The following is a 12,558-nucleotide window of genomic DNA, read 5'->3' on the forward strand; positions in this document are numbered from 1 at the left end:
GGGGGGTCAGCCGGTGGTGAGGCGTACGGGCTGGGTGCCGGTGATGAGGGCGGTGAGGGCCTGGTCGATGCCGGGGCCGAGGTACCAGTCGCCGGTGTGGTCGAGGGCGTAGACGCGGCCGTCGGCGTCGATGGCGATGAGTGCCTGGGTGTCGGCTTCGGTGCCGAGGGGGGCGACGTCGGTGTCGAGGGCGCGGCCGAGGTCGGCCAGGGTGCGGGCCAGGTGCAGGCCGTGCAGGGGGTCGAGGTGGAGGGCGGTGGGGGCGATCTGGCGGCCGGCTCCGGTGGGGGCGACGGTGAGGCCGCCGAATTCGGCCCAGGCTTCGACGGCGGCGGGGAAGACGGTGTGGCGGTGGCCTGCGGGTGAGGTGTGTTCGCGCAGGGTGTCGGCCCAGGTCTCGGCTTGCTTGATGTCCCAGCGTCCGGGTTGCCAGCCGGCGGTGCGCAGGGCGGCGTCGACGGGGACGGGGAAGCGGGTGGTCGAGGTGCGGTCGGTGTGCATCTGCCCTGGTTCGTCGGTGTCTTGTGGGTGTGGGTGGTCAGTCGTCGCTGGTGGTGGGGTCGACGATGCGGACGCCGAAGTGGGCGCTGAGGGCGGTGCAGGCGCGGCAGGGGGTGGCGAAGGTGCCGTGCAGGGGGTCGCCGTCCTCGCGGATGCGGCGGGTGGTGAGTTTGGCGTGTTTGAGGGCTTTGCGGGCTTCGCCGTTGGTCATGGGTTTGCGGGCGGCGCGTTTGCTGCGGGCGGCGTCGGCGGTCGCGATGTGCCGTGAGATGAGGATGGTCTCGGCGCAGCGGCCGGTGAAGCGGTCGCGTTGGCCGCTGGTGAGGGTGTCGAGGAAGTCCTGGACGAGGGGGTGCAGGGCGGGCGGCTGGTCGCCGCGGGCGGCGGTGCCGGTGAGGGTGGCGCCGCGGACGGAGAGTGCGGCGGCGACGGTGGGGAGTATGCCGTCGCGGCGGTGGCGGAGGGTGGGCGGCTGAGCGGTGTCGGTGCTGCTCCAGCCGATGCGGGGGTCGCCGGTGGCTGCGCCGGTGTCCGGTCCCGTCTGCGTGGCGTTCATGATCGTCATACCCTCCCGAGCATCCCCCGAAGGACTCAGAGTGCCAAATGGTGTGCTGCGTGCGGAAGCTGGGTCGGGGTGACACGCCTGTGCCGGTGTGGGCTGTGACGGTGCGGTGACATGGGCGTGACGGCTGGTCACGGGAAGCGGAGGGGTGGGTGCCGGTGCGGGGCCGGTGCCGGTGACCGGGGCGGTCGTACCGCATAGGCTGTCGGCACCGCGATGGGCGCGGTCGGAGCGCCCAGGACCGTTGAGACAGTCGGATACGGGCCGTGGTGGGCCAAGGGTGGTCCCTGCGGGTCGTACAGAGTGCCGCAGGGGGCAACCGCCATGACGACAGGTCGGCTCGGGCAACAAGCCGCGCCGCCGAACGCGGCTTATGCCGGGCAGGTCGTGCACTTCCCGGATCCGGTTCGGGCCGCTCGTCATCCCAGGGGGGTGCGGGTGGACGAGCGTGGTTACCCCGACTTCTCGCCCTATGCGCGTGCGGCTGTGGAGATCGCGGAGCCGCCGGAGGGCTTCGGTGTCGACGAGTTGCGGTTGACGGACTATGTGTCGGCGAACGCGGCGCTGTCGGCGAGCGGGCACGAGTTGTGGGACACGGTGCCGAGTGTGGCGACGCCGCACGGGTGGACGTGGCATCACGTGGTGGGTTCGCGCCGCCTTGAGCTGGTCCCGGTCGAGGTGAAGGCGTTGCTGCGGCATCACGGTGGCATCGCGACGTCGGCGGTGGACCAGGACAAGCGTGGTACGCGGCCGTTGCAGGAGACGCGGCCGGCGCATTTCGGGCTGCCGAAGTCGGGTGTGGCGGTGACGGAGGCGCAGGTGCAGGGGGTCGAGGAGGACCTCGGGTACCGGCTGCCGGGCGCGTACCGCTCGTTCCTCAAGGCTGCCGGTGGGTGTGCGCCGGTGGGGACCGCGCTGGACGCGGAGTTGGGGCTGCTGGTGGACCAGCCGTTCTTCACGGTGCGGGACGAGGCGGCGGTCAATGACCTGGTGTACGTCAACAAGTGTCTGCGGGACCATCTGACGAAGGACTATCTGGGCGTCGGTTTCGTCCAGGGCGGTCTGCTGGCCGTGAAGGTGAAGGGCGAGCGGATCGGTTCGGTGTGGTTCTGCGCGTACGACGACGCGCGGGACGTCGATCCGTCGTGGACGCCGGCGGAGCGCACGGAGCGGCTGCTGCTGCCGTGCGGGGAGGACTTCGACGCGTTCTTGTCGCGGCTCGCGGGATCTCCGCCGGAGTTGGAGACGGTGGCGAATCTGATGGTGGACGGCGGGTTCGCGCGTGCCGTTCCGGTTTCTTCCGCGGGGGAGTGAGTTCGCGATGGTGACGTTCGCGCAGGCGCAGGAGCGTGCGGAAGAGTGGATCAACGGGGACGTTCCCGCGTACCAGCATCGTGAGGTGCGGGTGCGGGAGTTCGAGCTCGGGTTCGTGGTGTGGGGGGAGGACCGGGCGGACGGGCCGCGCTCCGACGGGGGCGGGCAGCGGCTGGTGCTCGCGCGGGACAGCGGGGAGGCCACGTTGTGGCCGGCGCTGCCGGTGGGTGAGGTGATCCGCCGGTACGAGGAGGAGTACGGGCGCCCGGAGACGGCGGAGGAGCCGACGCCGGCCCCCGCGGCCCGGGTGGACCTGAACCAGACGTCGTTCCTGCTGACGCCGCCGGAGTGGCTGCAGGAGGCGGCGGACAAGCTGGGGATCCCGGATCGGCGGGGGGCCGGGGGTTCCGCGGACGCGGACGCCGGCGCCGGGCAGGCGGGGGGTGCCGCCGCGGCCGAGGGTGCCGGGCAGGCTGGGAGTGCCGTCGCAGCCGAGGGTGCCGGGCGGGCTGGGAGTGCCGTCGCGGCTGCCGGTGCCGGGGAGCTGCCGCAGACGCAGGCCGGTGTGCCGGCGCCGGGTGCCCGGGGGGCGTCGGACGGCTCGGCCGGGGGGACGGGTTCGGGTGCGGCCGGTTCAGCCGGTGCGGCCGGTGGGCCGGGCGCGGGGCAGGTCCCGGGTGCCGGGCAGGCGCCCGGTGCGCCGGTTGGCCCCGGTGCCGCGCAGGCGCCGAGTGCGCCGGTCGGGCCCGCTTCCTCGCAGGCGCCGAGCGCGCCGGCGGGGGCCACTCCGTGGGCCGGTACGGACACCAACGCCGATGCGGGCGAGGACCGTTCCGTGCCGTTGCCGGAGACGGTGTTCGCGCCGCCGCTGAGCGAGGCCGGCGAGGACCGGCCGCCGGTGTCGCTGCCGGATGCCAAGACCGCGCTGATGTCGGCCGGCAGCGCGCTTCCCCCGACGGCGGTCGCCCCGGCGATCCCCGAACCGGACGCGCCCGCGCCGGGCAGCACCCCGCCGCCGATGCCGGCGCCGGGCGGTACGCAGCCGCCACCTCCGGGTCCCGCGTCGTACGGCTACCCGCAGGGCCCCGGTGCTCCGGGCACGCCTCCGCCGGCCCCCGGCGCGCAGTCGTACGGCTATCCGCAGGGCGGGCAGACGCCTCCGCCTCCGCCGGCTCCCGGTGGGCAGTCCTACGGCTATCCGCAGGGTGGCCAGACGCCTCCGCCGCCCGCTGCGCCGTCGTACGGCTATCCGCAGGCTCCGGGGGCTCCCGGTGCTTCGGCGACGCCTCCGCCGGCCGCTCCCGGTGCGCCCGCGCAGCCGTCGGCGCCGTACTCCGGTGACATCGCCGATGCCGCGACCAGCAAGGCGGCGCCGCCTCCGCGGCGTGGGCGGGGTGCGACCCCGCCGCCTCCGCCGGGGCGCCCCCCGGGGGCTCCGGGCGCGCGGGCGGGCGGTACGCCTGCGCCGCCGTCCGCGCCGGGCGGGTATGTGCCCACCCAACTCGTGTCCGCGCTGGGACCCGACGGCCCGGAGGGCCCGCAGCCGGCCCCGGCCGGTCCCGGCACGCCTCCGCCCGCTCCGGGCACCCCGGGTGCCACGCCTCCGGGCGGTGTCCACCACGCGGCGACGATGCTCGCCGACCCGGGACGACCGGGGGCCCCGCAGCCTCCGGGTGCCCCGGGCACTCCGGGTGTCCCCGGTGCGCCGGGCACTCCGGGCGGTACGCCTCCCGGCGGTGTCCACCACGCCGCGACGATGCTCGCCGACCCCGGACGACCGGGCGCCCCCCAGCCTCCAGGCGCTCCGGGCGCTCCGGGTGCTCCGAGTGCCCCAGGTGTCCCGGGTGCTCCGGGTGCCCACCACTCGGCGGGTGGCGCGCGCGGTGCCGTGCACCATGCGGAGACCGTGCTGGCCGCGCCCCCCGTGGGCGGCCCCGGCGCTCCCGTGCCCCCGCCCGGTGCCCCGGGTGCCCCCGGCACACCGCCGCCGCCCCCCGGCGCCGTCCAGCAGATGCCGCCCGGGGCCGTGCCGCCCGGCGCGATGCCGCCTGGCGCCGTGCCCCCCGGGGCCATGCCCCCCGGTCCCGGCCAGCCGGCCCCCGGTTACCCGCAGCCGGTGGCCCCCGGTCAGCCGACCGTCGGCCCCGGTTACCAGGCCGTGCTGCGCTACCGCGCGCAGGACGGCTCGGAGCAGCAGCTGATCCGGCGTTCGGCGCCGGGCACGCCGCACCCGGAGTGGCAGATCTTCCACGAGCTGCGCGCCATGAACGTGCCGCCGGACCAGGTGCTGGAGCTGCACACCGAGCTGGAGTCGTGCGAGCTGCCGGGTGCGTACTGCGCGCGGATGATCCGGGAGCAGTGGCCGCAGGCGAGGATCACGTCGATCGCGCCGTACGGCACGGATCACGCGAGCCGTCAGCAGGGCATGCGGCAGCTGCTCGCCCATCAGGGTGAGTTGCACCAGGTCGCCGACGGCCCGGCGCGGCCGGCGCCGGTGCGGGCGCCGCTGCCGCCGGTGCAGCCGGTGCCGCCGATCCCGCCGGAGGGCATCGCGCAGGAGCTGGCGGGCGCGTTCGGGCCGGGGATCTTCCGGTTCGAGCAGCAGGCGGTGTCCCGGCAGGGGGTGCCGCCGATCGTGGCGCACTCGCTGGTGGTGGCGGGTCTGCCGGTGGACCTGGGTCCGTTCTTCTGGGCGCAGGCCCAGCCGGGGCGGCCGGTGCCGACGCTGGCGGAGCTGGCGGCCGAGCGCGGGGTGCAGCCGGCGCCGGACGCGGGCTCGTACCTGGTGATGGGCACCGACTTCGGCAGGGCGCTGTGTGTGCAGTACGGCACCGCGAACATCGTGGCGGTGCCGGTGGAGGCGGGACCGGGCGGGGCTTCGGTGCCGCCGCAGTTCGTGAACACCGGGCTGCCGGAGTTCCAGCGGTGCCTGGCGCTGCTCGGACGGATGTGGCGGCTGAGGTACGGGCTGAACCAGGAGCAGGCGGGCCGCTGGACGGTGGACTTCCAGGCGCAGCTGGCGGCGCTGGACCCGGCGGCGCTGGCGTCGGCGGAGAGCTGGTGGTCGGTGCTGCTGGAGCAGATGTGGGACGGGTTGCTCTGACCCTCCGTCAGTGACCCGCGGCCTTGGGCCGAATGGGCCGGTTCCGATCGGAAGATCGGGGCCGGCCCTTTTCTGTTCTCCGGCGACCGTGACATGCGCCCGGAGTGTCGCGTTATGAGTATTTCTGTCCGATACCTCAAGATGTGCGCCACATCATCATTTCGCGTCCGTTCGGCGGAGAGGGTTCCGGGATGAGCAGTGCACCGTCGTCGCCGTACGGCTTCGTGACCGTCAGGGGGCGTGGTTATCGCCCCGAACAGGTCGAGGCGTGCGTCGCGGCGCTCGCCGAGGAGCGCGACGCCGGCTGGGAGCGGGCGGCCCGGCTGACCGTGCTGGCCAAGCAGATGGAGGCCGAGGCGGAGCGGCTGCGGGAGGTGGTGGCCGAGCTCAAGCCGCAGACGTACGACGTCCTGGGGGAGCGCGCACAGCGCCTGTTCGCGCTCGCCGGCGAGGAGGCGGAGGCCGTGCGGGAGGGCGCGCGGCGCGCGGCGCAGGAGGAGATCGCGCAGGCCGAGGCGTACGCGGAGGAGGTGCTCCGGGCGGCGCACGAGCAGGCGGACGTACGGCGCGCGGAGGCCTGCGAAGACGCCCGGCAGCTGTTGCTCGCGGCGCGCGCCGAGGCCGACGAGATCCGGGTCTCCGCCCGGCGCGCGCTCAAGGCGGCCCGGGTCGAGGAGCTGGCCGCGCGGCGGGCGCTGCGGCAGCGCACCGCGGGGATGCTCGCCGATCAGGAGAAGCAGCACGCCGCGCGGCTGGCCGCGGCCGACCGGGAGGCCGCCGCGCGGGCCGAGGAGCTGGACGCCGAGCACGCGCGGCTGACGGCCCGGGCGGAGGAGGCGCTGGCCGAGGCGATGCAGGCGTGCGCCGACGCCGAGCAGGCCGGGCGCCGCCGGCAGGACGAGGCCCGGGTGCAGGCGGCCGAACTGCTGGCGGAGGCGCGGCTGCGGGAGGAACAGATCGCCCGCGAGACGGAAGAGGTGCTGCGGGAGCACGGCGAGCGCTGGGACGAGGTGTGCGCCCACATGGACCGCATGCGCAGCAGCCTCACGGCCCTGACGGGCCGCTTGGTGGAGTAGACGGGGGCGCAGTGGACGGGGGTTGCACCGAGAAGTACCCCATGGCCCGGCCCCCGCAGCCGGCGCCCACGGTCACCCGCCCCGCCGTACCGCCCCCGCCAGGATCCACCCCTCCACCGCCTCGTACTGGCGTCGCTGTTCCTCGGCCGTGCGGCGGCCCGACAGGAGGGTGCCGGCCCAGCCGAGGGCGAAGCCCAGGGGGATGGTGACCAGGCCGGTCGTGGTGAACGGGAACCAGTTGAAGTCGGCCTCGGGGAAGGCCGCGACGGGCGAGCCGGAGACCAGGTTCGTGCCCGGCATCAGCAGCACCACGGACAGGGTGCCGCCGATGAGCGTGGCGAGCAGCCCGGCGCGGGTGTAGCGGCGCCAGAAGAGGCTGTACACCAGCGCGGGCGCCAGGGCGGAGGCGCCGATGCAGAAGGACAGGGTGACCAGCGGCTGGAGGCTGCGGTGCTGGACCTGGGTGGCGAGCAGGATGGCCGGGACGCCGACGCCGAGCGCGGACAGCCGGGCCAGGAGCATCTCGCGGCGGGGTGAGACGTCCTGTGTGCGGGTGGCGAAGACGTCGTGGGCGAGGGAGTTGGCGCAGGCGAGGATCATCCCGGCGACGGAGGCGAGCACGGTCAGGAAGATCGCCGTGGTGACGGTGGTGAACAGCAGGGACTCGGCGTTGGACACGTCCGCACCGAACACCGCGCGGGAGCCGAGCAGGTAGGCGGTGTTTCCGCGCGGGTCGGCGCCGGCGATGGCGGCGCGGCCGAGCAGGGCGGTGGCACCGAATCCGATGATCGTGATGACCAGGACGAACAGGACCACGCACGACACGGCCCAGGACATCGAGCGGCGTACCTGGCGGGCGCTGGAGGCGGTGTACATGCGCATGGTGATGTGCGGCAGGCACGCGCCGCCGAGGACGACGGTCAGCTCCGAGGTGATCATGTCGAGGCGGGGGCTGGCGCCGCCGCTGAACTGGAGCCCGGAGTGCAGGAAGGCGGGCCCCACACCGCTCTTGGCCGCCGCCGCGTCGAAGAGCGCGCCCAGGTCCCAGCCGAAGCGGTTCAGCATGAGGACGGCGACCACGGCGCCCGAGCCGAGCAGCATCACGATCTTCAGGATCTGGATCAGCGCGGTGCCCTTCATCCCGCCGATCGCCGCGTAGCTGATCATCAGTGCGCCCAGGCCGATGACGACGCCGGTCTTCAGGGAGTCGCCGGTGAAGCCCAGGATGAAGGCGAGCAGTTGTCCGGTGCCGGCGAGCTGCACCAGCATCAGCGGCACCAGCGCGGCCAGCGTCACCAGGCTCGCGGTGACCCGCACCGCCCGGCCGGGCATCCGCCGGGCCAGCGCGTCGCCCATGGTGAACCGGCCGGCGTTGCGCAGCGGTTCGGCCAGCAGGAACATCATCAGCATCAGCGACAGCGCCGTGCTGAGGGCGAGGACGACGCCGTCGTAGCCGCACAGCGCGATGACCCCGCCGGTGCCGAGCACGGTGGCGGCGGAGATGTAGTCGCCGGCGATGGCGAGGCCGTTGCGCAGCGGGGACAGGGAGCTGTAGCCGGTGTAGAACTCGTCGAGGTCGTCGCTGTCGGGGCCGGTCATCACGCACAGCAGCAGGGTGAGCGTGGCGACGGCGGTGAAGGCCATCAGGGCCATCGTCTGGGCGTTGCCGCTGAACTCCGTCATCGTGCCGCCTCCCGCTTGGCGTCCACCTCGGCCTGCTTGCGGATGCGGTCCGCGATGGGGTCGACGTGGCGGCGGGCGGTGTGCTCGTAGACCGCGACGGCCAGCCAGGTGACGGGCAGCTGGACGAGGGCGAGCAGGAGTCCGGCGGGCAGTCCGTCGGCGACGGTGCGGGTCATGAAGGACGGGGCGAACGCCGACAGCACGAGGAAGAGGGTGAAGTAGCCGAGCGCGGTCAGCGTGGCGGTGCGGCGCTGCCAGCGGTAGGCGCTGCGCAGGACGCGCAGGTCGCTGTGGTGCCCGAGGGGCCGGTGCGCGGGGCTCTGCGGCCGGGGCGCGGGCGGCTGGACGGGCTGCCAGGGGTAGGTGGAGTACGACGGGGACGAGTCGTAGGACATTCCCTTGCTCCTTGCGTGGCTCGGGTCCGGGGCGGCGGACCGCAGGGAGTGGGGTGAGCGGGTGGACGCACGTTACCCGCGCCCACCGCCGCGCGCCGCGTTTTCCCCAAACTGATCAGTCGGTATGCGCTTGCTGCGCGCGAATCCCGGCCCAGCACCGGTGTTACCTGCGTTAACTCCGACCTTTACGACCCCGTCTCGGCACGCCGGGCCCCCGTCAAGCTCCGCGAACAGCGCTCCCCGGGACGCTCGTTGGGTCATCATGGAGCCGGCTCCGTCGCGGGGGCGGGGGTGAGGGGAGAGTTCATGGGGGGCACGCGACCGTCGCCCGTGCGGGTGTTCATCTCGTACGCCCATGACGACGACCGGCACATCGGCCGGGTGCGGGAGTTCTGGCGGTTCCTGCGGGGCAGCGGCATCGACGCGCAGCTGGACCTGCCCGCCGGTGAGCGCCGGCAGGACTGGGCGCTGTGGATGCTGCGCGGGGTGCGGGAGAGCCGGTTCGTGATCGTGGTCGCCTCGCCGCAGTACAAGCGGCGCGCGGAGGGCGACGCCGCCCCCGGCGAGGGCGCGGGCGTGCAGTGGGAGGCGGGGCTGCTGCGCACCCTCGTCTACACCGACCCCGGGGCCGCCCTGGAGCGGATCGTCCCCGTCGTCCTGCCCGGCGGCAGCGCCGACGACCTGCCGGTGTGGCTGGGCGGCCCCACCCGCACCTGGTACGGCGTCGAGGACTTCACCGTCGAGGGCGCGGAGCCCCTGCTGCGGCTGCTGACGGACCAGCCGTACGAGACCGAGCCGGCGCTGGGCCCGCAGCCGTACCTGCCGCCGCGCACCGAGGACGCCGCGCCGCTCACGCTGCCCCCGCCGGTCCACGAGCCGTCCCCGGTGGAGCCGCCGCAGCCGCCGCCCCCGTCGTTCGTCATGCCCGGGCAGAAGGAGCTGACCGAAGCGCTGCTGGCGTGCCCCCGGCTGTCGCAGCTCCGCTACCGGCACACCCTGCTGGCCCTGATGGGCGAGGAGCTGGGCCTGGACCGCCCCTTCGACGTGGAGGAGGACCCCAGCGCCCGGCTGCACCTGGCGGAACTGGCCCGCCGGATCAGACGCACGCTCCTGACCCCGGACGCGGTGCTGAAGGCCCTGTACGTGGCCCTGCTCCAGATCCAGCCGGACGACGTCGGCACCGAACGGGTGCGCAAACTGCTCGCCGCCTCCGGGATCGACGTCGGGGAGGCGTGAGTGCGGTTCTTCGGGCCCCGCGCGCTGCGGCGGGGCCGAAAGGAGCGCCGGCCGGAGCGGCAGCAGGGACCGGACCAGGCCTGCAGGCACCTGGTGCCGATCCTCGCCTGCGTGCCCCGCATGAACGAGCTGAAGATGCGGCAGGCCCTGCTGGTCCGGATGGGGGAGAAGCTCCGCCTCGGCCACCCGTTCAACGTGGCGGAGGACCCGGAGTACCTGGCCCACCTCGACGCCATCGTCCGGGCGGCCCACCGCGACGGGGCGCTGGAGGCGTTGTGCGGCGCGCTGGCGCAGATGTACGGCGACGACGACATCGACGTGGCCTGGCTGGAGCTGGCGGTCACCGCGCTGACCGGCCCGCCCGGCCACCTGCCCGCCGACGTCCTGCTGGCACTCGTCGTCGAACTGCGCTGCCGGCCCAAGGGGTTCGGCGCCGCGACGGTGGCCCGGTTCCTGGCCGAACGGCGGGCGCAGCGCCGGCCCCTGGACGGCACGAGCCTGCCGCAGGTGCTGCTCAAGCTCTACGACTCCCGGGTGCCCGCCCACGGCCCGGCCGAGCCGCGCGAGCAACTCCTGCGCTTTCTGCGCATGCTGGCCGCCCAGACGGGGCCGAGCGGCCCGCTCGCCGCACTGCTGGCCGAGATCACGGGCGCCGCGCCGGGAGAGCCCGTCGCCCCGGCGGCCGACGGCGAGCGCCAGGTCATCATCCAGATCCGGGTCGAGGAGGAGGACGCGCCCAGCGACCTCCCGCCCGCCCAGCGCCGCTACTCCCTGCGCGGCTACCACTACGAGCGCGTCGGCGACGACCGGCCCGTCTTCCTCGGCTCGCAGTCCGGACCCGGACTGTTCACCGGTGACGAACTCACCGAACGCGGCCGTGACTTCCTCACCTCCTGGCGGGAACCGGCGGACGCGGCCCGCGGGGTGACCAAACGCGTGGAGTTCCTGCTGCCGCACTCGCTGCTCGGCCACCCGGCCGAGGCATGGCCGGGCGGCCCGGCGGGACGTCCGCTCAGCCGCAGCTGCCAGGTCGTCGTACGGTCCCTGATCCGCTACCGGGACAGCATGGTCCACGACGGCTGGATCCGCCGCTGGAACGCACTGGACCGCGACCGCACCCCGGCCGACGCCCTGCAGCGCATCGGCTGGCTGAGCACCCGCGCCCCGGCCGACGGCCCGGCCTGCCCCGACCCGGCGGCGGCACAGCCGTGGAAGTGCCCCGAGGGCAAGTACCCGCCGCTGCGGCTGACCCGGCTCACCGACCTGGTGGACTGGCTGAGCGCCCACCCCGACCTGGGCTGCCTGGGCCTGGGCACGCCCTACGACCACGACGACGACCTCATCCGGCAGGCCGTGGACGACGCCCTGCTGGAGGACGGCATCCCCGTCATGGTCTGGCGGCGCGACGCGGGCGACCCGCACCCGCTGCTGGACGCCCTGCGCGCCGGGCAGCCCCCCGCCGACCTGGCCGAACTGCCGCACCGCGTGCACCAGGCGCGCAGGCGCGGCCGCCACGACACGCACAGCGTGCACAACCAGATCACCCTGCTGTGGGACGACCCGACATGCGTCTTCAGCGGGCAGGACCAGCCCATGCCCGGCACCCGGGCGGCCGGCGAAGGAGCAGCATGACGCAGACGCAGGACTGGTGGGTGTACCGGGGATCCGGCGTCCCGCACGACGGCATCCGCCGGCTGCCGAAGGCGCCCCCCTGGCGCGCTTTCCGGCACGACGGGGACCGCCGGCCGATCGCCCCGCCCCGCGCCCCCGACGACGAGGCCGTGCGCCGGCACCTCGGCGAGGGCGGCCGGGGCGCCGCCTACCAGGCCGGCGAGCGGGAGATCCACCTCGTCAACCTCGCCCTGCACCTGCGCCGCCCGCTGCTGCTCACGGGCAAGCCCGGCACCGGCAAGTCCACCCTCGCCTACGCCGTCGCCCACGAACTGGGGCTCGGTCCCGTCCTGCGCTGGCCCGTCACGAGCCGGACCACGCTCAAGGAGGGCCTGTACGAGTACGACGCGGTGGGCCGCCTCTACGAAGCCGGCCTGCGCAACGCCGGCCTGCGCCTCCAGCCCGGCGACACGGCGCCCGAGCCGCCGGACATCGGCAAGTACCTGTGGCTGGGCCCGCTCGGCACCGCGCTGCTGCCCTGGAGCCGGCCCCGGGTGCTGCTCATCGACGAGATCGACAAGAGCGACATGGACTTCCCCAACGACCTCCTCAACGTCTTCGAGGAGGGCGAGTTCCTCATCCCGGAGCTGGCCCGGCTCGGCCCCGGCGGCCAGAAGGTGATGACCGTCGACCGCACGCCGGCCTGGGTCACGGACGGGCAGGTGGCCTGCACCGAGTTCCCGTTCGTCGTCATGACCAGCAACGACGAGCGCGAGTTCCCGATGGCGTTCCTGCGCCGCTGCATCCGCCTGGACATCAAGGCGGCAGACGACAAACGCCTGGCCGGCATGGTCGCCGCGCACCTCGGAGAGGCCGGGCCGAAAGGCAGCCGCTCGGCGGCCCTGCGGGCCGAGCTCATCGAACGGTTCCTGGCCAAGCAGCGGGAGAACGGCGTCCTCGCCAACGACCAGCTGCTGAACGCGCTGCTGATGGCGGAGCGCGGCCTGTGGGACGACGCCGCCGGGCGCGGCCTGATCGAGGACGACCTGCTGCGCCGCCTGGACCAGGGGTGAGCCG

10 protein-coding genes are annotated in these 12,558 nt (G+C 74.5%); 6 read left to right on the forward strand and 4 right to left on the reverse strand.

Annotation, left to right across the window (positions count from 1 at the left end; genetic code table 11):
• Positions 1-6: 6 nt before the first annotated feature.
• Together C3489_RS02320 and C3489_RS02325 are read right to left on the reverse strand one after the other, a co-directional pair.
• Positions 7-501: an SUKH-3 domain-containing protein gene (locus C3489_RS02320; RefSeq protein ID WP_103779265.1), complete on the reverse strand. Its 495-nt coding sequence runs from the start codon at positions 499-501 to the stop codon at positions 7-9.
• 37 nt (positions 502-538) lie between these two features.
• On the reverse strand, positions 539-1,057 hold the full coding sequence (locus C3489_RS02325) for a YwqJ-related putative deaminase (RefSeq protein WP_103779357.1): 519 nt from the start codon (positions 1,055-1,057) through the stop codon (positions 539-541).
• Positions 1,058-1,387: 330 nt separating this feature from the next.
• Between C3489_RS02325 and C3489_RS02330 the strand changes: the two genes are divergently transcribed.
• The 3 genes from C3489_RS02330 to C3489_RS02340 all read left to right on the forward strand — a co-directional run bounded on the left by C3489_RS02330 (position 1,388) and on the right by C3489_RS02340 (position 6,556).
• Positions 1,388-2,377 carry an SMI1/KNR4 family protein gene (locus C3489_RS02330; RefSeq protein ID WP_103779267.1) on the forward strand — a complete coding sequence of 330 codons (990 nt, stop codon included), beginning with the start codon at positions 1,388-1,390 and terminating at the stop codon, positions 2,375-2,377.
• 7 nt (positions 2,378-2,384) lie between these two features.
• Entirely contained in the window at positions 2,385-5,480 is a 3,096-nt protein-coding gene (locus C3489_RS02335; protein WP_103779269.1) for an SUKH-4 family immunity protein, read from the forward strand.
• 191 nt (positions 5,481-5,671) lie between these two features.
• On the forward strand, positions 5,672-6,556 hold the full coding sequence (locus C3489_RS02340) for a cellulose-binding protein (protein WP_103779271.1): 885 nt from the start codon (positions 5,672-5,674) through the stop codon (positions 6,554-6,556).
• Positions 6,557-6,628: 72 nt separating this feature from the next.
• On the opposite strand, the gene C3489_RS02345 is transcribed toward C3489_RS02340, so the two are convergent.
• Both C3489_RS02345 and C3489_RS02350 read right to left on the reverse strand, forming a co-directional pair.
• Positions 6,629-8,239 carry a cation acetate symporter gene (locus tag C3489_RS02345; RefSeq protein WP_103779273.1) on the reverse strand — a complete coding sequence of 537 codons (1,611 nt, stop codon included), beginning with the start codon at positions 8,237-8,239 and terminating at the stop codon, positions 6,629-6,631.
• Positions 8,236-8,634: a DUF485 domain-containing protein gene (locus C3489_RS02350; protein WP_103779275.1), complete on the reverse strand. Its 399-nt coding sequence runs from the start codon at positions 8,632-8,634 to the stop codon at positions 8,236-8,238. The genes C3489_RS02345 and C3489_RS02350 overlap by 4 nt, the downstream gene beginning before the upstream one ends.
• Positions 8,635-8,940: 306 nt before the next feature.
• Between C3489_RS02350 and C3489_RS02355 the strand changes: the two genes are divergently transcribed.
• The 3 genes from C3489_RS02355 (at position 8,941) to C3489_RS02365 (ending at position 12,554) form a co-directional block, all read left to right on the forward strand.
• Positions 8,941-9,870: a TIR domain-containing protein gene (locus C3489_RS02355; RefSeq protein ID WP_103779277.1), complete on the forward strand. Its 930-nt coding sequence runs from the start codon at positions 8,941-8,943 to the stop codon at positions 9,868-9,870.
• A gap of 120 nt (positions 9,871-9,990) precedes the next feature.
• Positions 9,991-11,502 carry a hypothetical protein gene (locus tag C3489_RS02360; protein WP_258054535.1) on the forward strand — a complete coding sequence of 504 codons (1,512 nt, stop codon included), beginning with the start codon at positions 9,991-9,993 and terminating at the stop codon, positions 11,500-11,502.
• The gene (locus C3489_RS02365) at positions 11,499-12,554 is read left to right on the forward strand and encodes a MoxR family ATPase (RefSeq protein WP_103779281.1); all 1,056 of its coding nucleotides are present in this window, start codon (positions 11,499-11,501) and stop codon (positions 12,552-12,554) included. Before C3489_RS02360 ends, C3489_RS02365 begins: the two co-directional genes overlap by 4 nt.
• Positions 12,555-12,558: the final 4 nt, after the last annotated feature.

The sequence above is a fragment of the Streptomyces sp. Ru71 genome, from assembly GCF_002920535.1.
Classification (GTDB): Bacteria; Actinomycetota; Actinomycetes; order Streptomycetales; family Streptomycetaceae; genus Streptomyces.

Coding starts and splice junctions, on each gene's coding strand:
- C3489_RS02320 (WP_103779265.1), bottom strand. CDS start 501: ATGCACACCGACCGCACCTCGACCACCCGCTTCCCCGTCCCCGTCGAC.
- C3489_RS02325 (WP_103779357.1), bottom strand. CDS start 1,057: ATGAACGCCACGCAGACGGGACCGGACACCGGCGCAGCCACCGGCGAC.
- C3489_RS02330 (WP_103779267.1), top strand. CDS start 1,388: ATGACGACAGGTCGGCTCGGGCAACAAGCCGCGCCGCCGAACGCGGCT.
- C3489_RS02335 (WP_103779269.1), top strand. CDS start 2,385: ATGGTGACGTTCGCGCAGGCGCAGGAGCGTGCGGAAGAGTGGATCAAC.
- C3489_RS02340 (WP_103779271.1), top strand. CDS start 5,672: ATGAGCAGTGCACCGTCGTCGCCGTACGGCTTCGTGACCGTCAGGGGG.
- C3489_RS02345 (WP_103779273.1), bottom strand. CDS start 8,239: ATGACGGAGTTCAGCGGCAACGCCCAGACGATGGCCCTGATGGCCTTC.
- C3489_RS02350 (WP_103779275.1), bottom strand. CDS start 8,634: ATGTCCTACGACTCGTCCCCGTCGTACTCCACCTACCCCTGGCAGCCC.
- C3489_RS02355 (WP_103779277.1), top strand. CDS start 8,941: ATGGGGGGCACGCGACCGTCGCCCGTGCGGGTGTTCATCTCGTACGCC.
- C3489_RS02360 (WP_258054535.1), top strand. CDS start 9,991: ATGAACGAGCTGAAGATGCGGCAGGCCCTGCTGGTCCGGATGGGGGAG.
- C3489_RS02365 (WP_103779281.1), top strand. CDS start 11,499: ATGACGCAGACGCAGGACTGGTGGGTGTACCGGGGATCCGGCGTCCCG.